Source organism: Aureitalea marina (genome assembly GCF_002943755.1).
Classification (GTDB): Bacteria; Bacteroidota; Bacteroidia; order Flavobacteriales; family Flavobacteriaceae; genus Aureitalea; species Aureitalea marina.
Window position 1 is genome coordinate 1,195,472 of sequence record NZ_MQUB01000001.1, and the last position, 23,934, is coordinate 1,219,405.

General features: G+C 45.2%; 22 protein-coding genes. 11 read left to right on the forward strand and 11 right to left on the reverse strand.

Going from position 1 to position 23,934, the window contains the following annotated elements; all coding sequences use genetic code 11:
* Positions 1-4: 4 nt before the first annotated feature.
* The 3 genes from BST85_RS05420 (at position 5) to BST85_RS05430 (ending at position 1,435) form a co-directional block, all read left to right on the forward strand.
* Positions 5-391: a hypothetical protein gene (locus BST85_RS05420; protein ID WP_104812320.1), complete on the forward strand. Its 387-nt coding sequence runs from the start codon at positions 5-7 to the stop codon at positions 389-391.
* A 72-nt stretch (positions 392-463) separates the two neighbouring features.
* Positions 464-997, forward strand: coding sequence for a toll/interleukin-1 receptor domain-containing protein (locus BST85_RS05425; RefSeq protein ID WP_104812321.1), 534 nt, complete (start codon positions 464-466; stop codon positions 995-997).
* Positions 998-1,003: 6 nt separating this feature from the next.
* A complete protein-coding gene (locus tag BST85_RS05430) occupies positions 1,004-1,435 on the forward strand; it encodes a hypothetical protein (RefSeq protein ID WP_104812322.1) in 432 nt (143 codons plus the stop codon).
* A 434-nt stretch (positions 1,436-1,869) separates the two neighbouring features.
* On the opposite strand, the gene BST85_RS05435 is transcribed toward BST85_RS05430, so the two are convergent.
* Positions 1,870-2,934 (reverse strand): alpha/beta hydrolase, encoded by a 1,065-nt coding sequence (locus tag BST85_RS05435; protein WP_245917641.1) that lies wholly within the window; start codon positions 2,932-2,934, stop codon positions 1,870-1,872.
* A gap of 183 nt (positions 2,935-3,117) precedes the next feature.
* Between BST85_RS05435 and BST85_RS05440 the strand changes: the two genes are divergently transcribed.
* The 3 genes from BST85_RS05440 to BST85_RS05450 all read left to right on the forward strand — a co-directional run bounded on the left by BST85_RS05440 (position 3,118) and on the right by BST85_RS05450 (position 9,934).
* Positions 3,118-4,029, forward strand: coding sequence for a LamG-like jellyroll fold domain-containing protein (locus tag BST85_RS05440; RefSeq protein WP_104812323.1), 912 nt, complete (start codon positions 3,118-3,120; stop codon positions 4,027-4,029).
* A 37-nt stretch (positions 4,030-4,066) separates the two neighbouring features.
* Complete coding sequence (locus tag BST85_RS05445) at positions 4,067-7,204, forward strand: WD40/YVTN/BNR-like repeat-containing protein (RefSeq protein WP_104812324.1); 3,138 nt, start codon at positions 4,067-4,069, stop codon at positions 7,202-7,204.
* A 351-nt stretch (positions 7,205-7,555) separates the two neighbouring features.
* On the forward strand, positions 7,556-9,934 hold the full coding sequence (locus tag BST85_RS05450; RefSeq protein WP_104812325.1) for a hypothetical protein: 2,379 nt from the start codon (positions 7,556-7,558) through the stop codon (positions 9,932-9,934).
* Here BST85_RS05450 and BST85_RS05455 read toward each other — a convergent pair.
* Positions 9,931-11,208, reverse strand: coding sequence for an aminotransferase class V-fold PLP-dependent enzyme (locus BST85_RS05455; protein ID WP_104812326.1), 1,278 nt, complete (start codon positions 11,206-11,208; stop codon positions 9,931-9,933). The genes BST85_RS05450 and BST85_RS05455 overlap by 4 nt on opposite strands.
* Before the next feature lie 1,060 nt (positions 11,209-12,268).
* Between BST85_RS05455 and BST85_RS05460 the strand changes: the two genes are divergently transcribed.
* Genes BST85_RS05460 through BST85_RS05470 form a run of 3 tightly spaced genes read left to right on the forward strand, consistent with a single transcriptional unit; the run spans position 12,269 to position 15,244 of the window.
* The gene (locus tag BST85_RS05460; protein WP_104812327.1) at positions 12,269-12,793 is read left to right on the forward strand and encodes a 5' nucleotidase, NT5C type; all 525 of its coding nucleotides are present in this window, start codon (positions 12,269-12,271) and stop codon (positions 12,791-12,793) included.
* 58 nt (positions 12,794-12,851) lie between these two features.
* A complete protein-coding gene (locus BST85_RS05465; protein WP_104812328.1) occupies positions 12,852-15,044 on the forward strand; it encodes an amino acid permease in 2,193 nt (730 codons plus the stop codon).
* Between the two features lie 17 nt (positions 15,045-15,061).
* Positions 15,062-15,244: a hypothetical protein gene (locus tag BST85_RS05470; protein ID WP_104812329.1), complete on the forward strand. Its 183-nt coding sequence runs from the start codon at positions 15,062-15,064 to the stop codon at positions 15,242-15,244.
* 74 nt (positions 15,245-15,318) lie between these two features.
* Here BST85_RS05470 and BST85_RS05475 read toward each other — a convergent pair whose 3' ends face one another.
* The 8 genes from BST85_RS05475 to BST85_RS05500 all read right to left on the reverse strand — a co-directional run bounded on the left by BST85_RS05475 (position 15,319) and on the right by BST85_RS05500 (position 21,166).
* Complete coding sequence (locus BST85_RS05475; RefSeq protein WP_104812330.1) at positions 15,319-15,690, reverse strand: GerW family sporulation protein; 372 nt, start codon at positions 15,688-15,690, stop codon at positions 15,319-15,321.
* A gap of 10 nt (positions 15,691-15,700) precedes the next feature.
* Positions 15,701-16,252, reverse strand: coding sequence for a hypothetical protein (locus BST85_RS05480; protein ID WP_146090662.1), 552 nt, complete (start codon positions 16,250-16,252; stop codon positions 15,701-15,703).
* 448 nt (positions 16,253-16,700) lie between these two features.
* Positions 16,701-16,850 (reverse strand): hypothetical protein, encoded by a 150-nt coding sequence (locus BST85_RS14310; RefSeq protein WP_181039964.1) that lies wholly within the window; start codon positions 16,848-16,850, stop codon positions 16,701-16,703.
* 10 nt (positions 16,851-16,860) lie between these two features.
* On the reverse strand, positions 16,861-17,748 hold the full coding sequence (locus BST85_RS14685) for a T9SS type A sorting domain-containing protein (RefSeq protein ID WP_342750438.1): 888 nt from the start codon (positions 17,746-17,748) through the stop codon (positions 16,861-16,863).
* Positions 17,749-17,768: 20 nt separating this feature from the next.
* Positions 17,769-18,518, reverse strand: coding sequence for a hypothetical protein (locus BST85_RS14465; RefSeq protein ID WP_245917642.1), 750 nt, complete (start codon positions 18,516-18,518; stop codon positions 17,769-17,771).
* A gap of 77 nt (positions 18,519-18,595) precedes the next feature.
* Positions 18,596-19,363, reverse strand: coding sequence for an SDR family NAD(P)-dependent oxidoreductase (locus tag BST85_RS05490; protein ID WP_104812333.1), 768 nt, complete (start codon positions 19,361-19,363; stop codon positions 18,596-18,598).
* Complete coding sequence (locus tag BST85_RS05495) at positions 19,360-20,469, reverse strand: D-TA family PLP-dependent enzyme (RefSeq protein ID WP_104812334.1); 1,110 nt, start codon at positions 20,467-20,469, stop codon at positions 19,360-19,362. The genes BST85_RS05490 and BST85_RS05495 overlap by 4 nt, the downstream gene beginning before the upstream one ends.
* A 55-nt stretch (positions 20,470-20,524) precedes the next feature.
* A complete protein-coding gene (locus BST85_RS05500; protein WP_104812335.1) occupies positions 20,525-21,166 on the reverse strand; it encodes a class I SAM-dependent methyltransferase in 642 nt (213 codons plus the stop codon).
* Between the two features lie 425 nt (positions 21,167-21,591).
* On the opposite strand from BST85_RS05500, the gene BST85_RS14570 reads away from it, so the two are divergent.
* Positions 21,592-21,726 (forward strand): hypothetical protein, encoded by a 135-nt coding sequence (locus tag BST85_RS14570; RefSeq protein WP_281259688.1) that lies wholly within the window; start codon positions 21,592-21,594, stop codon positions 21,724-21,726.
* A 179-nt stretch (positions 21,727-21,905) separates the two neighbouring features.
* Complete coding sequence (locus BST85_RS05505) at positions 21,906-22,181, forward strand: SemiSWEET transporter (protein ID WP_104812336.1); 276 nt, start codon at positions 21,906-21,908, stop codon at positions 22,179-22,181.
* Positions 22,182-22,187: 6 nt separating this feature from the next.
* Here BST85_RS05505 and BST85_RS05510 read toward each other — a convergent pair whose 3' ends face one another.
* Positions 22,188-23,837 carry a tetratricopeptide repeat protein gene (locus BST85_RS05510; RefSeq protein WP_104812337.1) on the reverse strand — a complete coding sequence of 550 codons (1,650 nt, stop codon included), beginning with the start codon at positions 23,835-23,837 and terminating at the stop codon, positions 22,188-22,190.
* Between the last annotated feature and the right edge of the window lie 97 nt (positions 23,838-23,934).

The following is a 23,934-nucleotide window of genomic DNA, read 5'->3' on the forward strand; positions in this document are numbered from 1 at the left end:
TACTATGCAGACAAAAGTGCGCTATTTGAGCGATTTAAAGTTCAACCTAGAAACCTGGAGGAGAGAACTCCGGTTTCATTTTGACGAGATGGATACCTTCCAGGAGAAACTGGAAGAGGTGGCCAGCCGAGAGTTCGGACAAGGGGCCCGAAAATCACTGGAAAACTTTCAAAACCGTATCATGATCGAGAAATCGGCGATCGCCAAATTAAAACACCGCTGCAAGGCTAAACTCAGAAACATACACCTGGCCGATTATAACGAATCCATTGATGGTCGGTTAAGGAATGAACAGACTTCATTAAAGGACGATATGCGTCAGTACATCAAAATGCATTACGACCTGAAAGAGGAGATGATGGATTACTTTTCAGAATATCTCCAAAACTGATCCCACAACTAGCAACCAAACCAAGAGGCCACATTCGGAGACGGATGTGGCTTCTTTTGTAAAAGCAGCCCATTGGAAAACAAGAAAGTCTTTATCAGCTATTCCCGCGACGACCAGGAAACGGTGATCAGGGTAGTGGAGGCCCTTCGAAATAAAGGGCTGGATGTATGGTTTGATGCTCAGATCAATACAGGAACGGACTGGGATGAAGTCCTTGAAAAACAGATCATTGAAGCCGATAATATGGTCATGTTCCTTTCCAAGACCTCGGTGGCCTCGGACTATGTAAAGAACGAGCTGTTCTTTGCTCAGCAGAACGGAACCATCGTGAACCCGGTATTGATAGAATCCTGCCAGCTGCCATTGGCCATGGCCCGAATGCATTATATCGACCTGACACTGGATTTTGACAAGGGTGTGAGCAGGTTGTACCAGGATATCACCAATAGTCATGATGCAAATTCCACAATCGGAGCTGTCGAGAGAAATCAAGGCATAGCATCTTTAACTAAGAAATTAGTTTTATTGACAGTAATAATCCTAATTACCATGTTAGCCTGGCAACTCTGGCCAATTCAGGAAGGAAGGACAGACGATACATCCTAAGAATTTGTGGACGATAGTGTATGGCGTAAACTGGACGACAAGAGCACAGTTGATGATTATGTGAGCTACATTGCCAATTATAAGAATGAGGAATTACACCTGGACGATGCCGTTCAGCAGGTTCAAAATAATTTGAAGGAACCAGGCCTGGTGATCATAAACAAGGAAGAGCTGCAGGGAAACTTCTACAAGCTCGCATTTTATTTCGAAGACCGATATATCGTCAACAAACAAGACGGCGAGAATATCGAATGGCCATCCAAAGGAGATCTGCTTATCGCCAGGAAACAAATAACGGTTCTGAATCCTCAAGATTATGATGTTGTCTCTGGAGAATTCATTTACCCAGGGCAGGTTATTCAATACGATATAACTGTAGAAGGGGATGGCCAATCAGCAGCAATACTGTATTACTATCAACCCCAAACAGGGGATTAGCTACATTCCCTAGAATACTTTCTATTTTACATAATATAAATTATGGGGCAAATATAGCAATTCCCGTATACCGAAGGTATTGTACATAATATCAGATATAGCTTCGCGTAAGCGAACTATATCGGCACCGAAATTATGTACAAGGGAATTGCGGAATAAAAAAAGCTATAACTCAGATCTAGCCCAAACGACTTTATGGGGCAAACGATACCGTAATTATGTAAAAGGGATTTACCGCAATATTACAGACCACCACTAGGCACCGATATTATGTACAAGGAATTGCGAAGACAAAACTCTATCACTTCGATGATTCCTGAACCTACCTTATGGGCATTTCCAGCAATTCCCGTACATGTGATTATTTTTCGAGGAACTCGTTCTGTTCGGTGTATGATCATCAAAAGATTTCAACCGACTTCTAATCTATAGTTTTATTCTAGGTTTAATTTTTGCCTGTCAATTAGAAAATCTAACGTTAATTCCGAAAGGCCTTTGCCGTCGACTATTGCATTCCAAGCGCCATGTCCTGCAGGGTCCCCATTTGGCTTCAATAAGGTGACTAGTTTACTGTAAATACCCAAGGAGTCGTAAATGCCCTTTAACTCAAGGGCTTCTTCATAAGGCGTAACAGGGTCCTCTGCCGTACCATGTCCCATGAATAATTCAGGATCATTACGGTCATATCTGTCATATTGATTCAATTCATAAACTAATTCGAAAACATCTAATTTTATGTTTGACCCCCAGAAATAAACCATACTTCTCACCACATAAGATTCGTTTAGGTTTGTAGTAGAGAGTGTTGGGTCATCGCTAATGGTAATTTCGTCTCTAAAATCTTTTTGATTTGAAATTCCTAACGCGATTGTAGTTATTGCTCCTGCCGAGGCTCCACCCACCGTAATAAAATCTGTATTTATGTTATAAGTCTTCGAGTTCGCCACAATCCAGCGAAGCGCGGCTTTTGCATCTCTTTGTGCGAGATACATGGCTGTAGCTTGCCCAACCTGATCTGAGTTCTCAGCTCCCTGAAGGGCAGTAACAATCCATTCTCGAGGCGCAATTCCTCGATAATACGCCAATACTTCTTCTTGAGTCATTCCTTGTATTGTCCCTAATTCCTCGGTTGTTCTATAATCGATAGAAACAAACACCCACCCTCTTGATGCATAGAAATTTGCCATCTCTACAATTTCAGGTTTAGTTTTTGTTCCACCCGTAAATCCACCACCGTGGATAAACATAAAAATGGGTCTATTGACAGAATTGTTATCAGGATAGTAAAGGTCTAATTTTAATGGTATTGCAAAAGCGGAAGTACTTGTCATATCGTGACTCAATCCTTCAGCATATGTGATATTTTCCTCTTTTAAAACAGTGTAATATGATTCAGCCTGAATGACCGGTATTCCGTCGTCCGGTATAAATGGTTCATCTTTACTACATGCAACAAACAAAAATACCGCGGTAACGATTAAGTATGATTTTATCTTCATAACAAGGCAACATTAATATTTCTTTCATATAGATTATTTTTTCATGAAAAGGTTTAATCATGTTGGCAACCGTGCTTGGATATGAGCGATTTCCATAAGTCCCAGACGTGATATTCGCGCTGGCAATTTGAATCTCTTTTATCCGTATATTCAAATTCTTTTGTCCAACTACAATCAAACAATATGCGAACTACTGTTTTCATCTTTCTCACAATTTCCTGTTTATACTCCTGCAAACAAAAAGCCCACCAAGAAAAAACCACAACTGATGTAACCGAAGAAGTTTCTGAAACCAACCCAACCCTCACCACTCTAAAAGAAGCCCTTACCCTCCACGCCTCTTTTGACAGTTCGGTAGATGCCGATTTTGCCTTAGGTGACGGACGAATGTACACGGTTCCCAACCGGCAAGCCAGGGATTCTGCCGAGGTGGGATTGCACAAACCAGATATCCGCAGAGAAGACGGAAAAGGAAAATACGGAGCCGGCCTGGTCTTTACTGAGCGCAGCCCAGGTTATATCTACTATCCCAGCGAAAACAACATCACCTACAATACCGAAAATTGGAGTGCAGCCATCTCTTTTTGGCTGAGCCTGGACCCGGCCACCGACCTGGAACCCGGTTATTGTGATCCCATACAGATCACCGATTCCGGCTATAACGATGCCGGCATCTGGGTAGATTTTACCAAGGAGAACCCGCGGGATTTCAGACTGGGAGCCATCGGGGATCGAGACGTCTGGAACCCCAACCCGGAAGGCCCGGATAACGAGAACCCCATCTTTAATGCACGCCTAACGCCAGTTTCAAACCCACCCTTTGCCAAAGGCGTTTGGACCCATGTCCTGATCAACTTTTCAGGGCTCAACACAGAAAATGGTGAGGCTTCTCTCTACCTGAACGGAGAACTCCAAGGTACACGTACCAATATTGATACTCCCTTTACCTGGGACTATCCCCTATCCAATATCTACTTGGGATTGGGATATATCGGGCTGATGGATGACCTCTCCATTTACAACCGAAATCTAAGCGAGGATGAGATCGGTACCTTATACCAGCTGGAGAACGGGGTGCAGACGCTCTTGGATTAGATTATTGACTTCATTGAACACCACATAAACCAACAATATGAGATTTAAATTTTCCTTTCTTTTCCTGCTTCTACCGGCAGTGATGATGGCCCAGGAGGCCGATAAATACTTTTCTTCTGTCAAATACAGGAACATTGGCCCATACCGCGGTGGACGCTCGGTTAGTGCAACCGGAGTTGTGGACAACCCCCTGACCTATTATATGGGAACCACCGGCGGTGGATTATGGAAAACAGAGGATGCTGGTCAGCATTGGAACAACATCAGTGATGGTTTCTTTAAGACTGGAACTGTTGGTGCTGTAGCTACTTCAGAAAGCAATCCCAACATCGTCTATGTCGGGATGGGAGAACACGCCATCCGTGGGGTGATGACCTCTTATGGGGATGGTGTGTACAAATCCACAGATGCCGGAAAGTCCTGGGAATATATGGGCTTGAAGGAGACCGAACAGATCTCCAGAATAGTGATCCATCCAACCAATCCTGATATTGTTTATGTAGCAGCTCAAGGAAAATACACCGCCCGAAGCTCTGATCGGGGAGTTTATAAGTCTGTGGACGGCGGAAAGACCTGGAAAAAGACCTTGTATGAGAATGATATGTCTGGAGCTTCAGAGCTCTCTATGGACATGAACAACCCACAAATTTTATACGCAGCCTTGTGGCATCATCAAAGAACCCCCTGGAAGGTGATCAGTGGTGGTGAAGGCAGCGGATTGTTCAAATCAATGGATGCCGGGGAGACATGGACCAGATTGGAAACCGGATTACCGAAAGAATTGGGCAAACTGGCCATTTCGGTTTGTCGAAGCAATAGTAATAAGGTATATGCGCTTATTGAAAGTGATAGCCAAACTGACCAAAGCGGATTGTATGTGTCCAACAATGCCGGTAAAAGCTGGTCCCAGGTTAGTGGGGATAACAGACTTACTCAGCGTGCCTGGTACTATACAGAGGTATTTACAGACCCTCAAAATGAACAAGTGGTCTATGTGCTCAGTGCCCCTGCCCTACGATCGGAAGACGGTGGCAAAAGCTGGGAAAGACTATCTGGAACTCATGGGGATTACCACGACCTGTGGATCAACCCAAGCAACTCCAAGAACATGGTCATAGCCAATGACGGAGGCGCGGCCATCACTTACAATTACGGTAAGAGTTGGTCTACCCAGGACATTATGCCAACGGCTCAGTTCTATCGTATCAATGTAGATAACTTGACGCCCTATAACATCTACGGCGGTCAACAAGACAATTCCTCTGTACGCATTGCTAGTGCCAACCTCCAAGGATGGTCCATTTCTCAAAGTGACTGGACCTGGTCTGCAGGTGGCGAAAGTGCTTTTTTAGCCTTTGATAAGGACGACCCCAAGGTCGTTGTTGGAGGAAGTTATCTAGGCACCATAGAGGCCCTGGATATGGAGAATAAAGTGAGCACCAAGATCATGGCAGCACCCATACAGTATTTGGGTAAGGCCGCCAGGGACATGAAGTACCTCTTCAACTGGAATGCTCCTATTATCTGGTCTCAACACGAGCCAAGCACCATCTATCATGGGGCACAGCTGGTATTGAAATCTACGGATCTCGGAAAGACCTGGAGTCATTTCTCCCCTGACCTGACAAGGGATATCGATTCCAAACAAGGCAAAGGTGGAGGACCGTACACGGTGGAGGCGGTTGGTGCCGAGAATTATGGTACCCTGAGCTATTTGGTAGAATCCCCTCATGAACAAGGAGTTTTCTATTCCGGTAGTGACGATGGTTTGGTACATGTGACCCGGGACAATGGAGAAAACTGGCAGAATATCACTCCCAAGAACCTGGGAGAGACTTTGATCAACGCCATCGAAGTATCACCCCATGATCCTGCTGTGGTCTATATCGCAACCACCAAGTACAAATTTGGAGACTACACCCCTGCCCTCTTTAAAAGCTCCAATTACGGGCAGTCCTGGACTGCCATTAACAAAGGAATTCCCAACGGAGCATATACCCGAGTGGTACGAGAAGATCAAAACCAAAAGGGATTGCTCTATGCAGGAACGGAGTTGGGAATCTATATTTCTTTTGACGATGGTGCGAATTGGGAACCTTTCCAAAGAAATTTGCCGGTAACGCCCATTTTAGATTTGATGGTTCACAGAAATGACCTCGTGGTCGCAACTTCTGGTCGCTCATTCTGGATCCTCGATAATTTGTCCTTGTTGTCTCAGTATGATCCAGCTAATGAGGGTGTTAAACTCTACAAGCCCGAGCCACTACTTTACGGCAGCTGGGGTAGCCGCATGAATGGCAATGTGGATTCCTTTGACGGGACCCAAAACTTTGAAGGGGTCAATCCTGCCAACGGTATCGTGCTGTATTACGACCTCCCGGAAATTGATGAGGCTAAAGCGGTTGAACTAACGGTTAATGACAGCAACGGGAAATTGATCAATACTTATACCTCCGAGAAGGATGAGAGTTATATCCCTCACAACGGCGGTGGTGCACCGCCAGCCCCAAGGTTGTCTAAGAAGAAAGGGCTGAACCGATTTGTCTGGAATATGCAGCATCCCATCGTGCCCGGCGTTCCCAATGTCTACATAGAAGCTAGTTTTAGCGGTCACCGGGTTAGCCCAGGCACCTATACGATGACGCTCAAATACGACGGAAATTCCTATTCCACCAAGGCTATCATTAAACAGAACCCGGATCACGACATCACTATGGCCGAATATCAAGCCTTTGACCAGATCATGGGTCAGATGGAAACCAATATCACGGATATGCACAACAAGGTCAATATGTTGAGTACCGCTACCAAGGACATTAAAAAAGTCATCAAGCAATTGAAGGCGGATGATAGAAATCCCGCTCTGGTCAGCGAGGGAGAAGCCTTAATCAAAGAGATCAAGGAATGGGACGAGCAAATGGTGCAGCGCAGATCCCAGGCCTATGACGATGTGGAGAATTTTGAGAATAAGTTCACCGCAGAGTATTTGTTCCTGCTCAATCAGACCAACAGCAGCTTGCCCAAGGTAACCCAGGCGTCCATAGACCGGAAAGCGGAATTGGATGCTCAGTGGACTCCACTAAGAGCAACAGCCGAAAATTTGATAAACTCCAAGGTCCCTGCTTATAACAAAAAGCTATGGGAGGCCGGTATTGGGGCTATTAATATAAAGTAGTACGGTCTAAACCTCAGCCCTGAGAATAATTAATAACCCGCCAATTTAGGTGGGTTTTTTTGTTGTATTTGGTTTTGGGGTCCCCCACCCTAGTGCAATCTAAGCCTAATCAATTCTCGCTCCTAGCCAATCTCATGCTAGAGCACGTTATTTAAGAATAAGTAATGTCCATTCAAGAAAAGAGCATCAATCTCCCTTCTTCGCAGCTTCACTCATAGTCTCTAAATCCTTCCACTAGGATTCATTGTCGATTGGTTCACCATAATTCAATGGCTACTTATACTAAAGTTTATTTAAAAGCCAATCTAATATTCTGATTTCTAGTTAAATTTAATGAACCATTGATTAGCTATGAATCGAATGGAAAAAAAGAAATTGCTCACTCTCTCTCCTATTCTGGTGGCCCTGTTTCTGGTGGTCACCAATGGCTTGGCCCAGTATGGGCGAGGTGAAGATCGCTATAAGGACTATCAGCTCTATTTCGAACATCCCAGGGAGGAAATCTACCTGGACCTCCCTAAAGGAGTTTTTTACCCAAATGAGCCCATTCAATTTGCCGGTTATGTTTTTGATAAGCTGAACAGTCTTCCGGCCGTCTTGACTACCAATGTTTATTGCGCAGTCTATGATGAATTTGGCTCTTTAATCGTCCAAAAACTCTTCTATGCCCGGGAAGGTAAGTTTGAGGGGGTCTTGGAAATCCCGGCAGAACAAGGTTCGGGTAAATACTACATCAAGGCATTTACCAATTGGATGAAGAATTTCTCAAGCAATGCCATGTACCTCAGGGACATTTATGTGGTTGACGAAAACTTCCAATCGACCGCAAGGTCAAACATCGATACCCCGGCTCGGATCGAGATAAACCCGGAAAGCAGCGAACTTATCGCTGGGGTAAGAAACTCTGTGGGCTTTGCATTTTTTCCAGGTCAGGGAGGTGGGAGTCAGGTGAGCAAATGTCAATTGACCGATATACAAGGCCAAGTACTGATCCAGGAAATCGAGATCAGCCCCCAAGGTTATGGGCGATTCTTCCTCTCGCCTCTTCCCGGAGAAGAATACCTGCTAAAGATAGAGACCCAAGAAGGGGTTGTGATTCAAGAAAAGCTCCCTCAGCCGGTTGAAAAGGGTGTTTCGATTTCGGTGAATTCCCTGCATGCCAATCATATTGCCATAGAGGTCAGGCGACCGGAAACCGATCTCAGGTCCAACAGTGTGATGCCTCTAGACCTGGCTTTGCATAGAGATGGAAAGATCAAGCTGATGCAGTTTGATCTCAAACCGGGTGAGTCCAACATCTTTATCCCTAAAAAAGAGGCGTTTTCCGGACTTAACAAAATGTCCATTTTCGATGCCCAACAAAGCCTGTTAGCAGATCGCATCATCTTTAACGACTATGGGATAGACAACTACAGTCAGGCTGATATCCGTGCTAAAGGCAACAGGCCGGATTCGGTGGAAATCGAACTCAGCATCAATGGTGTTTCTAAAAAAGCCGAGACAAGATTGAGTTTATCCGTATTGCCCGAAGAGTCATTGGCCGATGACAATGACCGGTCCATCCGTTCCTGGTTCATGCTACAATCCTTTTTCTCCAAGGGTATTGGTTCTGAATTGACAACCGCTGGTATGAGTCGTTTGTCCATGCATCATCTGGACTTATTCTTGCTAAATAACTCATGGAACAGGTACAGCTGGGAAGATGTACTGCAAAACAAACCCCGGATTGACCGCAGTTTTGATAATGGTATCTCAATTAGCGGGCAGATTAAGGGCGATAAGAGCGTGCAGAACAAGCGGCTGATCATGTATCAGAAATCAGTTGGTGAATTCTTCTATTCGCGTGTCGGACCTGATCTGAGTTTTGCCTATGACAACGTTTATGTGATTGAGAACGAACCCTTGCTGTTTTTCGTGGAAGATCACGAATTGAAAAAATCAACCCGTGTTGAGGTCAGCCTCAACCCCAGCTATTCTTCAGAGAGCCTCATGGCAGAGGATCTCAAGGCGATATCGTCAGCAAAGGGGCCCAATGTACAAACCGATTTTGACCGCCCGGTCTTGATGTTCCCAAGTGATGAAGAACTGGACGAGGTATTGATAGTAGCGAAAGTTGAACCCAAACTCACTCGTAATCAGCGTTTGGCATCAGGGGTTTTTGAAGGGAACAAGATTGACCAGGACGACTTGAAGCGCAACACTTATTTGTCTGAATACATCCGGAAACTTGGATTTAAAGTCAGACCGGGGCCAATAGCGGGAGAAGTGATCGTCTCCGGGAAATTTCCCATGAGTAAGCCGCCTGTGGTTTACATCAACGGCTTCAGGATTGACTGTATAAACGGCTGTCAAATCAATGATCTGCTGCTAACCAGTGTAGATGAAGTCTATTATGAGCATGTGGGTATAGAAGGTAGCGATGGTGGAACCCTTTACATTTACGAACTCTTTGGCTCCAGGAACAGTAAAAACAAAATACTACAGCATATTGCCGAGGTCGGTTTCAGTACGCAGGAGTTGAACCAGCGATTTAAATACAGTGAATTTGCCAAGAACACCTTCTTGGCCTATGGAAACATACATTGGGAAAGTGACATCACCATCCCTGAAGGTGAAAGTACCACGGTTAAATTTCCCAGCTTTGGCCTATCCCATTTCAAGATCATCATCAATGGGTTTAGCGATAAAGGGGATTTGATTTCTACGGTGAACTATCTTTTACTGGATTAAGCCAAATCCCTGATCACTCCCAAGGCCCGATCAATTTCTTCCTTCGAATTATAGATGTGTACCGAGTGTCGCATCAGCTCCTTCCCTACCGACCTGGGCTGTAACCGTTCTCTTTCCCATAAGGTCTTTTGAAGTTCAGGGCCTGTTAAACCATCGACAGCGTAAGTAGTTATTCCAGCCGCCATAGCTTCGTTAGTAGAGGACGAAATGGTGACATGAGGCAATTCCTTCAGCCCATCCCTTAAATAGGCTCCTAATTCCTTGATTCGACTAAGCCAACGATCCTTACCAATACTTTGGAAGAACTCCACTGAAGCATTATAACCCGTGATCAATGCTGGGTTCCCAGTTCCGTTCTGCATCAAGCGGAAACCGTGATCATCTTGATTGTCCCAATTGTAACTGGCCACGGTCGTCCAAATATCTCCAACCACATCTTTATTCACATAAAGCAATCCGCTTCCTGGAGGGGCCAGAAACCACTTGTGCAGACTGCTGTAATAGGCATCACAACCAATGGCTTTGACATCCACATCGATATGCCCTACGCACTGCGCTCCATCCAGGATGGTGAAAATTCCCTGTTGACGTGCCCGTTCGCAAATGGCCTCTACTGGCATGATCGTACCGTATACGGAAACAATATGCGGTATGGCAATCACCTTGGTTTTGGGTGTTACCTCTTTAAAAATCGCATCAATAATTTCTTGAGGATCATTGGCTGGTATCGGTATGGTAGCCTGCTTGTAAACGCAACCTCTGCGCTTTGCGAGGGTTTGCCAGGCACCGAAACCTCCCCCGTGTTCCTGGTTGGTGTTTAATAACTCATCTCCTTCCTTGAGGTCCAACCCCATCCCTACGTAATTCATGCCGAAGGTGGCATTTTGTATCAAGGAGAGCTCCTTATAATCACAGTTGATCAATTCCGCCAGTTTTTCCCGCAATTCAATGTAAGGAAAGTAACCACTGAGCAATTCAGGGCCAGATCCATCTTTGTAGTCAATAGACGCCGCTTCCCTATTGTAATGCAACATATGATCGATCATGGCGTCGAGGACATAGCCTGGGGTTGGCCCCATGGTTCCGTTGTTGAAATAGGTCTGACCTTCCTTTAGCGGGAACTGTTTCCTAACCATACGCCAGTAGTCCTCCGGATCAGTGAAGGTGCGGCTGAGAGGATCAAGTGACCAATTGGAATGGGTTTGAAAGGAAGCCAATGGCAAAGCAGCAGCAGCCAAGGCTGCCGACTTTAAAAAAGCACGTCGTTTAGTCAAAATGGTCGGTTATTAAAGTTGTTGTGAGGTAAAAAGTACTAAACTTTTGTGAAGCAAATGCTTTGGCGATATAAAAGGGGTCACTCAAAAACTCATGCAAGTCTGTAACATCGAGGAGGAAATGTTTGAAATCCTCAGTCTACGGATATATATCGAGAGCGTTATTATCAGTCGGAAGTTTGATAGTGTGCAAAAATGCATTCAGTTTTTTGCAGCCAGCATAATTGTCGTTGTTCTGCCCGTTCTTGTTTGGTTGGTAATTGGATGAGTGAGCAGTGAAGAGTTAAAGGTAAAGTGCTTCTAGATCTGGAGATCTCTAATGAAAAATCTTAGCCGCAGGTTGATCAGTTAAACTGTATTGCTAAATACCCGAAAAATTGTCTCTTTAACGATTAAATAAATCGATTAATTTGAAATTTCTTACATTTACATTCCCTTTCCATGATAGCGTCATCCCCTGACGCCGTTTTACTTAACCTATTTTCCTTGATCTGCTTATCAATTGGTGAACAATTGTAATGGCCGTTAGTGTCTTTCATCTGCTCCTCGGGTGATCTGCGCTTCCTGGCAGGAAAAGAGTATAACCTTACAAGTAAAGCGTATGAAGAAATTATTACTTAAACTCAACTTCTTACGTCAGATCCCGACTGAAACACGGGAACGGTGGAACCGTAAGCTCGAGGAATATGCTCGCGCAAGCAGTTATGCGATACACCGCTGACAAGATCGTTATTGAAAGACTGCTGAACCTTGGCCCAAAGCCAGGGTTCGCTTTTTAATCTATTTTTAAAAACTTCCAATAAGCTGAGCCTTTATCGTTCAGAATGAATGTCTCAGTTTGCTTTCTTATTCTAGAAGTCTTCCGACCTTCAGTAATTAAAGAAGTAAATCGAACAATTAAACCTTAACTAAAAGTTGCTGATGCTTCAATTTCATGTAGATGCGAGGGTAAATAATGAGGCTAGAACTGCGTTGAATTAAGTTTATCAAACCTTTAACTCTCGACATTGTGTTTTGGATTCGACCATAAATTCCAAATTTCAACCAAAAATTCAAAGGCATGATCATATTTGTGGACATGGACGAAGTAATAGCCGATAGCTATGGTCACTTCATCCGTTTATACAACCAGGAGTTCAATGCCAGTCTTCAAATGAAGAATATTCACTTTGGTGAAGCCTGGCAAAATGTACCGGAAGAACATCAGTCTCGTGTAAAAGAATATCACTGGGAGCCTGGATTTTTCTCAGACCTTGACCCCCTGCCCGGGAGTCAAGAAGTTCTTGAGGAAATTGCAACCATTCACGATGTCTATATCGCGACAGCAGCCACCCAATTTCCCAATTCACTTCGGGAAAAAAGTGATTGGCTGGACCACTATTTTCCCTTTATCCACTGGAGAAATAGGATCCTATGTGGAGATAAAAGTATCTTGAAGGGAGATGTGTTGATAGACGACAGGTCGTACAATCTGGAGAGTTTTGAAGGCAGATCGATTATGTTCGCCTCTCCTCATAACAATGGCAGTAACAGTTATGAAAAGGTCAGTTCTTGGTATCAGCTAAAGGATCTATTTCTAAAATAGTGCGTCTTCTGTCTGCTTAGCAGATTTTCTTAACTTGCAGTAAGCGGCTAACTAATCAATGCAATCTACCTCTACTGCAGCTAAAAAATTTGGAACCTTCGGTGGGGTGTTCACCCCTACCTTGTTGACCATCTTGGGTGTGATCATGTACCTGCGGATGGGTTGGGTGGTAGGTAATGCCGGCCTTCTGGGGGCATGGCTGATCATAGGGATTTCCTTTCTGATAACCCTATGTACGGCTTTATCTATGTCTGCCATTACCACCAATATCCGTATTGGTGCTGGTGGTGCCTATGCGATCATATCCCAGTCTTTGGGATTGGAAGTGGGCGGTAGTCTAGGGATTCCGCGCTACATTTCACAGGGACTGGCCTCGACGCTATACATCTTTGGTTTCAGGGAAGGTTGGCTCAGTATTTTTCCCTTGCATTCCCCTTTTTTGGTAGATCTGGTGGTGTTTGCGGTCCTGATTACCATTGCCTATATCAGTGCTAACCTGGCCATCAAGACTCAATTCGTTATTATGGGGGTCATTGTTCTTTCCCTGGTCTCCGTAGTCATGGCAGCCTATCACGGCTCTATGATTAACCCTTTAGAGGAATCACTTCGCTGGGGTAGTTTTAAAGGTTCGCCGGAGAACGGATTCAGTGGCAGTGGCTTTTGGGTGGTCTTTGCCGTATTCTTCCCCGCTGCAACTGGTATTATGGCCGGTGCAAACATGTCAGGGGAATTGAAAGACCCAAGAAGAAGTATACCCGTCGGTACGCTCTGGGCCATAGGCGTGAGCTTTGTGATCTATGTCCTTTTGGCTTATTGGCTGTCCCGGTCTGCTTCAGAACAGGAATTGATCAGCAATTACAATGTTGTGGTAGACAAGGCCTATTTTGGGCCCCTGATCATAGCCGGAATATTGGGAGCTACCTTTTCCTCAGCTCTGGCCTCTATAGTAGGTTCTTCGCGTATTCTATACGCTATGGGAGAACACCGGGTTCTTCCGTTCAGTAAATTCCTGTCGGGTACCAGCTATAATGGCCAACCCAGGAATGCCATGTTAGTTACGGGAATCTTGATCTTTGTGACCATGCTACTTCGGGATCTGAATGCCATCGCTCCCCTGGTTACTCTCTTTTTCCTGGTTACCTATGCCATGATCAACTCGGTTGTTATAATTGAACAGCGCCTGGGACTGATCAGTTATCGGCCCCTGTTCAAGGTAAGAAAGTGGATACCCTGGTTGGGTCTCTTTTCTTCCCTTCTAGCCATGTTCATCATCAATTCCACGATTAGCCTGATCACATTTGCGATCGTGTTGTCGGTCTATTGGTACTTGTCCAGACAAAACCTCGAAACGCCATTTGAAGATGTCCGTTCGGGTCTCTTTGTTTCTTTCGCGGAATGGGCTGCCAAGCACACCTGGGGCATGAAATCCATGCAGCAAAGGGCGTGGAAACCGAATCTAATGGTGCCAATTCGCGACATAGTCGGCGCAAGGGGCAACTTCAACTTTCTTAGGAATATTGCCCTCCCCAAAGGCTCGATCAACCTCCTGGGAATAGAAGCTGATCCTAAATCAAATCGGCTGGCATCCGAACTGGAAGATCTTTCCCTAGCATTTAGGGATTCTGGGGTGTTCTCATCCTGGACCGTAATCCATGCGGCCGATTTTGCGCGGGGAGTAAACTACTCTAACCAGGCATTGAGGTCGGCCTTTTTCCGACCCAATATCGTATTTCTCAATATGCAGGAACACGATGATTACGAACTGGAATTAAGACCGGTTATGAAGGAATGCATCCGGCTGGAAATTGGCGTTCTTCTGTTTCGATCGCATCCAACTGCCAATTTGGGCAAGCGGAAGATGATCAATGTTTGGGTCAGTGACAGACAGGGTTCATGGACCTTGGGCTGGGATATTGGTAACCTGGATCTAAGCACTCTGATTGCTTATAAGCTTAAGAAAAATTGGGAGGCGTCCATCCGTTTGATAACAGTTATTGGTAACGAGAAAGAAATGGAGGAAGCAAGAGCTTTCCTAGAAGACCTGGTCAACCTGGCTCGGCTTCCCAATACCCTGATCGAAGTGCATCACGGGCGGTTTAGAGATTATGTCCCTGATGCCCCTCAGGCCGACCTGAACATCTTTGGAATGGATCAGGACCTACCCTTTCAATTTGTGGAAGAGATCACCCTGCTTACCCAAAGCAGTTGCCTGTTCGTTAAAGACTCAGGTCACGAAAGTATTTTGGCTTAACACTAAAACCCACTGATATGTCACGCATCATGCAATTAAACCTGATCATTATCCTGTTGATCCTGACGGCAGTCTCCATGATCTATCTGGGATACAAGGCAGATATCTACCCTCCAAAACTAACTGGGGTCGGCTTCTTGTTCGTTGCCTGGGCGATACAGGTGATCAAGAATAAACTGGAAAGTGGTTTGAATAAATAGGACGGAGACGCACCTTGGATATGGCAAATTAAGATGCGCCTCCTACAGATTTGTTTGTTCAAATAGCACGGGCACTAAGCCGGTGCAAATTCTTCACGGTTACGGTTTTCGTAGATCCGTTCGATCATGCCGGGTAATTTTTCCACGGCAGCAGACAATCCATGGGCCTGACCGGCTTCCAAAAATTGGATCTCATCACCTTTGGTAACTAGGAATCCTATGGGTTCAATACCCATTTCGGCTCCGGCTCCCATGCCTTGTCCCTTATTGTCTTTGGCCTCAGCTCCTTCGCCTCCTCCAGAGCCAAATCCCATTCCGACCTTGATCACGGGAACACACTTAAAAGCACCCAATTCGAAGGGTTCTCCCATCACGGTTTCCGTCTTGGCCTCGGTCTTCATGAAGTCAGTGATCTGTTTGATCATTTCGTCAAATGGAAGGTTCATGACATCGTTTTTAAGGGTTAAACATCGCTTTTATCAATCGGTAGGGTTGAGTGCGGAGGCGCAATCTTATGGCATTGTGATGCTCGAAGTTGACCTGCCACTCCCCTTTTATTCTATTCATCCACCAAAAAACCGGGTATAATTTGGCATTGGTAACCCAATTTCCTGTGTCCAGGTCGATCCTCAATTCTTTCAAAGTGATCGCCTTCAAAAGGGCATTGATCTGGTTCCGACTCGGTTTCCAACCAAATCCTTTCTTTTTTCTTTTGTTTTTCTCTCTATGCTGATCCTTTGGCTTTCTTTTTCCCAGTTGACGCAAGGGATAAAAATTAAAGAGCCAGCCTAAAACGCTTAACCGGCAGATTATAAGCTCTTGTTTGTCTTCTACTAGTTCTGCTTTAAGCAGCCCCGGTATCGCAAAAAGTATTGGTTTCGGTCTGAGTTGATATACAACTCCAGTGGGGCCAGGAGCAGCCAACTGATCAGTAATGCAAGAATTCCGAGCAGTATCCACCAGATCATAGTCCAACTTTTTCGCGAAGTAAGCAAAGCCCTGTATCACAGGCAATGACTGTGGTCATGAACACAAAGTTTTTATCAACAATTCCAATTTAACTCAAGATGAAGAAGTTGGATATAAACGTTTTAGCGAACCAAAAGTCATACTTGTATAACCTTTAAACTTTAGATTATGAGAAAGCCTGTGAAAACATGGGCCGAGCGCTTGAAAGCATGGAATGAGGTATTGATAGAACTGGCCAAAGCGAGTAGTTATGCCATTCATCATTAACGCAATAAGTCAGGACCCCACATATCTCCTATGACCATTGTTGCGAGATTTTTCTTAAAACAAAACATTTAATAAAAACCTATCCCGGACAGATGGTGGCTCCTTGTTTAACAATGCTGATCCCTTCTGCAATGAAGAAGTCGCCATTTGCCAATTTATAAAAGGGTACAAACTGCTGTTTGCCCAAGGTAGAGCGATAATAAAGTCGAACCTGCCCCTGTTAGGTCTGAACTTGCCATTGGCCGTATTCCTTCCATCCTCCCTTCTGTTCATTACCCATGACTGTTCTCTTGGTGGTCATGCTATCTGGGGAATGTGCTATTCTTTCCGAGGTAGAACCCTTTAATAATGTGATCTTCTTTAAGATCAAGTATTAGTCATTATTGCAACAGGACCTTACGAACTTCCTTAATACCGTTAATACTGATCTCAACCAAGTAGAGTCCTGCCACCTGATCCCCTGCATTCCATACGAGTTTTTGAATACCGGATAACTCAGCGTCTATTATACTTGTAACTTCTTGCCCAAGAAGATTATAAACTTTGATCGAGGTAGTTGATGGTTCATCCAGGTCCAGATCGACATGTAGGCGGTCGGAAAACGGATTGGGATAGATATCCAGTCTGGTCAAGCCTGGTAATACTCTAGGGCTAGACAGAATCTGAGGGCTTATACGCGAATAATAAACATCCTGACCACCGTTAATCGTGTTCACCCAGGCCAGGTGGGCCGCCTCATCGTCAGAAACCATATCGAAATAATCTCCCATTTTATTTTGTTGCGGATAGCCTATACTGGGGTCGAAAGATGGAGAGATAGCCTCTTCAGTTTCCCAACTTAGTCCGCCATCCTCGGAATAGGAGTAATAGAGTACGGAGTCAATCTGATTGTCCGCGTCTCTTGTATCCAGCCAAACTGCATCAATGCGACCATTCGGGGCAACAGACATCGTGCCAAACCATTGATAAGCCTCAGTTCCTGGGTCGGTATTGACACGGACAGGTGGACTAAAACTTGCTCCACCGTCTGAAGATCGTGCGAACATCACATCGGATGGATCACCACTTTCATCGTTACGGGTCACCGACGCCAACACGTAGATATCTCCGGTATTCTGGTCTACATCCACCCAAGCCTGTCCCATTAGTCCTTGCGGATTGACCGGAGGTGTTACGTTTAGAACGCCACCAAGGTCTATGGTGGTTACCTGATCCCAAACGATCTCACTTCCCGGTTGTTGGGCATTGGAAGAAGAGATTAGCTTCATTTCACCATTGGAAACACCTACTATGTGCAAAACACCATCAGGTCCGACGGCCAACGTACCCCAGCGAGGACTGTCTGCAACAAATTCACAATCCTCAAAGGATTGGGCGCCATCGATAGATCTGGTAAAATCTCCATCACAGGTAGTAAAGGATACATTCCAGTAGGAGTAGTTGTTTCCGTCACCAACTCCCCCACTTCTATCAATACGCATCCATTGCTTGTCTCCTCCATTGGCGGGAACAGGTTCCGACCACTCGGTTCCGCCATCGGTGATCCTAAAGACATCACAGGTAAAATCTCCTTGAAGACTGTTGTAGAAGAAGTTCCCTTGAGAATCAAAATCCAGTACAGGATCTGATCGGAAGAGCCCGGGATCCAAAACTCCGGGAAAAATAAAGGTTTGCCCCCGTCCTCAGAATAACCATAACCGGCCTGCCTGAAATTACTCTCGGTAGTATCGAATTGTCTCCAGCCGATCACAATCCGATCGGGATTCGTCGGGTCTATCGCAATAGATGGTTCATTGGCTGCGTCACCTAAAATATCATTTCCGTTCTGGTCAACATTCACTTGGGTTGTGAGCAGATCGGAAGTGCGTTGTCTCCAAGCTGGCCCCTTTTGCATCAAGGCGCGATCGATCACTATTCTCGCATCGTCCAGTATCTCCCTTGGAAGTTCAGCTTGTGCAAAAACCTGACCTCCGTAAACAAATAACATCAATAAGATAGCAAAGCTACGTACCCTGTTGATGGTGTAATTCTTTTTCATAGATAAACATGTTGTAAGCGTGCTCAAGTTAACTACAAAGTGGGAAAAGGGCGTAAAAACCGAACAAATCTTCCTCCTTAGTGTATATAACTTCCGGCATTAACGTCTATTGTGGTACCGGTGGCGTGATCCATCAAACCACTACAAAGTAGAAGAAAAAGAGGGGCAAGATCTTCTGGTCTGGTCAGTTCGGTCAGGGAAATTTCGGACAGTACCCGTTCTTCCCCGTGGGACTCAATAAAGGACTCGGCCATTTGTGTTCTTGTGAACCCAGGGGCGATCACAAATGCTTTAATGCCTTCTTTTCCAAAAGAGCGAGCCACGGTCCGCGCCAGAGAGGTAAGTCCTCCCTTGGAGGCTGCATAAGCCAAATATTCCCGTGTTTCTCCCCTAAAAGCGGCCCTGCTGCCAACATAGATAATCCTCCCACCACCCTGGGTCCGGAAATGTTCTATGGCCAATTTGGTCAATAGACCTGCCGCATTCAAATTAACATCCAAGGTCTTTTGCCAAACCTCCAACCACTGATCTGTATTCATACTTACCGCATGCGGCTCAAATATCCCGGCATTAATAACCAAGGTATCCAATCGTTCAAAATTCTCAATAACGGCTTCAAACAACTGCCGTGTTTCTTCTAGTGAGGAAAGATCGGCCTGAAATGTCTTGGAGCCGTTGCGATCAAACTGATCGATCAATCTAAAAGCTTCTTTGCTGCCGGATCGATAATGAACTCCCGTGCGCGCGCCAGCCTGCATCAGATGTTGCACCAGGCTGGCTCCTATGCCTTTGGAAGCACCGGTAACCAGGATGTTTTGTTCAGAGAGGTCGGTCTTCAAATTCATACATTCAATTTTCGTTGTGAACCCAGCACTTCCCAGGTATCCGAAATGGATCCATTTCTGACTACTTGCAATTCCCGATAAAGGTTGATGGTAGGGCAGATATGATAAGGAATACCATACCACAGGTCACCGAGATGTACTTCTGAATCAGGACTCACAGAGACTATGCCGTGCTCTTCGCTTTGTGCAATTAATTCCCCCTTTCGGTTTAGCCAAAGTATCCGTTTATCGATCGGATTTTCTGGTGCCACAGCCTTATGTCCCATGTCCAGGGTCACCAATCCAGGGGCGGGTTGAGAGATCACTCGGCTTACCAGTACTACACCAAATTGGAAAGCTTGCTCAGGGAGTTTCTCGCTATACCCCCAATCCCAGAATACACAGGTTCCGGGAGAGCAGATCCTATCCGGGAATTGCGCATGAACACAGAAGGATGGGGTCCCTCCTGCAACCAAAAGCAACTTGGGATGTTTTGCTTTAAGTTCATTGAACTGATCCAGCACATGTTCAAATTCATCAACCACCTGCCTTTTGCGCTGCTCGAAATCGGACTGTCTTAAATGACCGTCGTACACATGTAACCCAATAAGTCTTAAGGAAGTTTGATCTGCCAGAAAATGAGCGAGGTCCAACAGTTCGTATGAGGGAGAAATACCGGAACGATTCATCCCGGAATTCACATCGATCCAGACTCCCAAGTCTTCTCCATGATGCTCGGCCCCTTTATTCAAGTTTTGAACGGCATCATGTTGATCGACCAAGGCGTGGAATTCCGTTTCCGGATAACGCTCTATCAGGCGAAACAATCGGTCGATCTTAGGCCCCACCAGTTGATGGGCCAGTAAAATGGTCTGGGCACCGCAGATTGCGGCCAACTCCGCCTCGGCAATGGTCGAAACCTTGAATTGTCTTATTCCGGCATTGAGCAGGAGGTTGATCACTGCGGAACATTTATTGGTCTTTAGATGAGGCATAAGCCGCTGTGGACTACCGGTCATCTCCAACATGGACCGAATATTATGAGCGACCCTATCCGGGTAGATCAATAGCCCGGGAGTATCCAGTTCGCTCTCATTATTTACCTGATACCAGGTGGAAGTTTCCATGAAACCACAAGTTGAGAAAATCCGATGAATCTAGAAACCATTCTGATGAAAATTCTCATCGGACCTCTGCCACCACCGTCCAGATGATCTTCTCCTCATTTCGCTCCCAATGGCCCATATCATGACGCCGATCTACTATTTTATAGCCTGCCTCCTGAAGCTCCGCTACTACGTACTCCATGGCCAAGGTATGCCCAAAGGCTTGTTGTTGCCTGGGTTTACCAACATGTTCCGTTTTGAGCTTTTCCAAGATGACTAGTCTGCCCCCTGGCTTCAGATAGTCTTTTAAATTGGTCAGATAGATTACGTAGTCACCGATCTCGTGATAGGTATCAACGATAAAAATGATATCCAATACTCCCTCGGTCAACTGAGGGCTGGAATAGGTTCCCAGTATCGTATTGATGTTGTCTACTCCATCCTTGTCGGCTTTCTGCTGCAAGGTTTTGAGCCGATCTGCTCTTACATCAACGGCATAAACGGTGCCTTGATCTCCCAGCAGGTTGGCCAAATGAAAACTGAGGTAACCTTCGTGACAGCCGATATCGGCCACATCCATACCTTCTTGCAGTTTTGCCATTTCAAACAAAGCCTCCAAAGGCATCCACTGATCCCGATCCTCCCAATCTCTTTGGGCATACTGGGCATGGGATATATTGTAAACGAGTAAAACAATTAGAGGATTAAGGTATTTCATCCGGTTAAATTAGCCAATCCGCATGCTTGTTATATGGCTATGCTCTTAAAAATTTAATAAGACTGCCCCCTAACCCCTTGTTTTCTGTTAAAATACGTTAATTATGTACTTTGTTATACATAGTACTGTAACAAGAAGAAAATCCAGTCGTCTATATAACAAATACATCAATCAAAATGAAAAAATCAATTCAAATCATCGACAAGCCACGGGCAAGCAGAGCCTACAATTGGAACGCCAAACGTCGCTTTAGATAAGTCAAATCAATCAATCAACGAACAGTTAATCTTTTAATTCAAACAATCATGAGAACATTAGACCGAAACACCTTGACAGAACGACCTAAAGAAAGTAAAGGTTATGCGTGGAACACCAAGCGACGGTTTAGATAGACCGTAACAGATGAACCGATAAATTTCAGTGTCATGAAAAGCATACGGAGTATCCACCAGCAGATGAAAAGAGAGGCCCAGAGGCGAGTATCGTTCTTGCCCAATGAAGGAGAAAGAGGGTTGCAGTTTGGAACCTTCGACCCGGTAAACAGACCGTATGTGTGTTAACCTGGAATCCTAATCACAGACCGGCGAGCCCAAGGGAAGGTTTGCCCCATATACAACCCGCCATTGGCGGGTTGCCTTTTTTATAAGCGGTTAAAATAGCATAACAATCTGTCGACCAGCTATATCAATTCACAACGTAAGCATCCGAATTTTGCATTGTAAATCGTTAATTCCGGCTTATGCAATTGACAAGCATCATTGGCAACGCGGCAGCCTTTCTGACAACGATCAGCTTTCTGCCCCAAGCCCTGAAAATAATCCGTAGCGGACAGACCAGACAATTGTCCCTACCCATGTACCTGCTCTTTGTTAGCGGTGTAACCCTATGGGTGATCTATGGGATACAGGAGAAGCAATTGCCCATAATTCTGGGTAACGCAGTGACCCTCGTCCTTTCTGGAACGATACTGATATATAAACTCAGAGAGGTCCTAAAGGGTTCATCCGGTCTTTAAAAGACTTTAATTCTCTAGTTCTGAAGCCTTCTTCAGGGATTCTGCTGCAAGATCAGTTCCTGGTTCCATGGCCGCAGATTTCTGATAAGCTTCTTTAGCCTGGGCCTTGTCGCCCATGGCTCTTAGGCCATCGCCTAGACTATACCAGGCATTTGCTGAATTTGGATAAGACTCTAGAACGAGTTGAAAAACAAATACTGCCTCTTGGGTCTGACCCTGCGATAATAGCCGATAACCGGTCTTGTTGAATTCACCCTCGAAATCAAAGAAACGATAGCGGTCATCCTTGGTCATGGCTTTGGCATCCGATCTAAGTTTATCGATCTGACCTGTCATGAACAAATTGGTGAAGTGCTCCATGGGGTCCAAGATCAGATCGTCCATTGAGAAATTGAGCGCAGCATCCAAAGCTGGGTCCTCTCCTGCCATGAACTGTGCAAAGCTCTGGTCTGTCGCCACATGTGGAGCGATCCAGGGACCATTCTCCCATTGAGGTTTATCCTGCCACCAGGCAAACGACAAAAAGACCGGGATCTCGCTTTCAGGGAGTACTACCCTGTTTGTATCCCCGTAAAAATTGATGTTTTCTGCTGTTGGTTCGCCCACAAAAACAACGTAGGTATAATTGTCCAATTCGTTGACTAAATTCTGGCAGGCTGAAAAAGTTCTACGGCCTGTGATCACCATAAAGTGTCCTTCTTTATTGATCTTTTCACTGCGGATTATTCCCGTCACTACCGGTTTATTCTTGTAATTGTTCCCTCCTCCGTTTAACCGGACATCCAGAACCAATTTATCCACGTCGTTCTTCGCAATGAAGTCAAAAACCTCGTTATAAAAAGTAGGTATGTCGGCTATTGAATCGTCTTGTACCTGACTTTGTCTGACATACAAGGCCTTCTTCTCGGGCAGATATTTATAGGTGTAAATCCGATCCAGGTCGCTCAAATAAAGAGGAGCCTCTTCTCCTGTTCCCAGGCCGATCCAATCTCCTTCGGTATACATCATTCCATATCGGAGCGGGACATCAGTCAATTTGGACAAGGCCATGGCCCCTACACTTCGCCTCAGCTCTTTTCCGTCTTTTTCTACGGTCAGTTCGATTTCATTTTTGAGTTCTTTAGTTATCCCTTGAGCGTGCAAGACTTCAGCTATATTCATATAGCCCAAACCATAGGCCTTAAAGAATTGATCATTCTCTACAGGCACCACCGGCTTAATGGCATTTAGTACATTGTCTACTGGCATACCTTCTATCGCAACCAGTCGTGTGCCGACAATATCCTCATAGTCTTTGTGCGCGCCCTGAATGTAGATACCATCGCTGAACCAATAATAGTTTAATGGCAGTCTGTGATTCTCTGTTGGCCATTCCCTTGAACTCATGGCTGTATGACCATACTGAATGGAGGAAACGATTCGCATCATTCCAACGATGATCTGATGCGATTCTAATTGTGGGATTTCCTGGTCCAATTTGTCCACAGCAGCGTCAAATGCTTCTTTACTTGTTTTCCGCAGCAGAAAAGGATAATCGGTGTGTATCGTTTGTCTTAGAAATTGAAGGTCTGAACGCCACTGTTCAGCATTGATGTCTTGTTGAGCTGTTGCCAGTAGGGAAACCGACAAGAGCAAAAGGGTGAGAAATGCTTTCATTTTGTTGGTTGTTTCCTTATTGGATGACCTGAAGTCTAATTTGTTACAATCTAAATGGATCAGAATGTCGTATATGCCTATATTTAAAGCACAGGAT

Excerpts from the sequence above, each read along its gene's own strand:
- BST85_RS05440 (WP_104812323.1), top strand. The coding sequence starts at position 3,118 with ATGCGAACTACTGTTTTCATCTTTCTCACAATTTCCTGTTTATACTCC.
- BST85_RS05510 (WP_104812337.1), bottom strand. The coding sequence starts at position 23,837 with ATGAAAGCATTTCTCACCCTTTTGCTCTTGTCGGTTTCCCTACTGGCA.
- BST85_RS05460 (WP_104812327.1), top strand. The coding sequence starts at position 12,269 with ATGATCATATTTGTGGACATGGACGAAGTAATAGCCGATAGCTATGGT.
- BST85_RS05450 (WP_104812325.1), top strand. The coding sequence starts at position 7,556 with ATGAATCGAATGGAAAAAAAGAAATTGCTCACTCTCTCTCCTATTCTG.
- BST85_RS05475 (WP_104812330.1), bottom strand. The coding sequence starts at position 15,690 with ATGAACCTTCCATTTGACGAAATGATCAAACAGATCACTGACTTCATG.
- BST85_RS14465 (WP_245917642.1), bottom strand. The coding sequence starts at position 18,518 with ATGAAAAAGAATTACACCATCAACAGGGTACGTAGCTTTGCTATCTTA.
- BST85_RS05435 (WP_245917641.1), bottom strand. The coding sequence starts at position 2,934 with ATGAAGATAAAATCATACTTAATCGTTACCGCGGTATTTTTGTTTGTT.
- BST85_RS05495 (WP_104812334.1), bottom strand. The coding sequence starts at position 20,469 with ATGGAAACTTCCACCTGGTATCAGGTAAATAATGAGAGCGAACTGGAT.
- BST85_RS14685 (WP_342750438.1), bottom strand. The coding sequence starts at position 17,748 with ATGAAGCTAATCTCTTCTTCCAATGCCCAACAACCGGGAAGTGAGATC.
- BST85_RS05470 (WP_104812329.1), top strand. The coding sequence starts at position 15,062 with ATGTCACGCATCATGCAATTAAACCTGATCATTATCCTGTTGATCCTG.
- BST85_RS05465 (WP_104812328.1), top strand. The coding sequence starts at position 12,852 with ATGCAATCTACCTCTACTGCAGCTAAAAAATTTGGAACCTTCGGTGGG.
- BST85_RS05490 (WP_104812333.1), bottom strand. The coding sequence starts at position 19,363 with ATGAATTTGAAGACCGACCTCTCTGAACAAAACATCCTGGTTACCGGT.
- BST85_RS05445 (WP_104812324.1), top strand. The coding sequence starts at position 4,067 with ATGAGATTTAAATTTTCCTTTCTTTTCCTGCTTCTACCGGCAGTGATG.
- BST85_RS05505 (WP_104812336.1), top strand. The coding sequence starts at position 21,906 with ATGCAATTGACAAGCATCATTGGCAACGCGGCAGCCTTTCTGACAACG.
- BST85_RS05500 (WP_104812335.1), bottom strand. The coding sequence starts at position 21,166 with ATGAAATACCTTAATCCTCTAATTGTTTTACTCGTTTACAATATATCC.
- BST85_RS05420 (WP_104812320.1), top strand. The coding sequence starts at position 5 with ATGCAGACAAAAGTGCGCTATTTGAGCGATTTAAAGTTCAACCTAGAA.
- BST85_RS14570 (WP_281259688.1), top strand. The coding sequence starts at position 21,592 with ATGAAAAGCATACGGAGTATCCACCAGCAGATGAAAAGAGAGGCCCAG.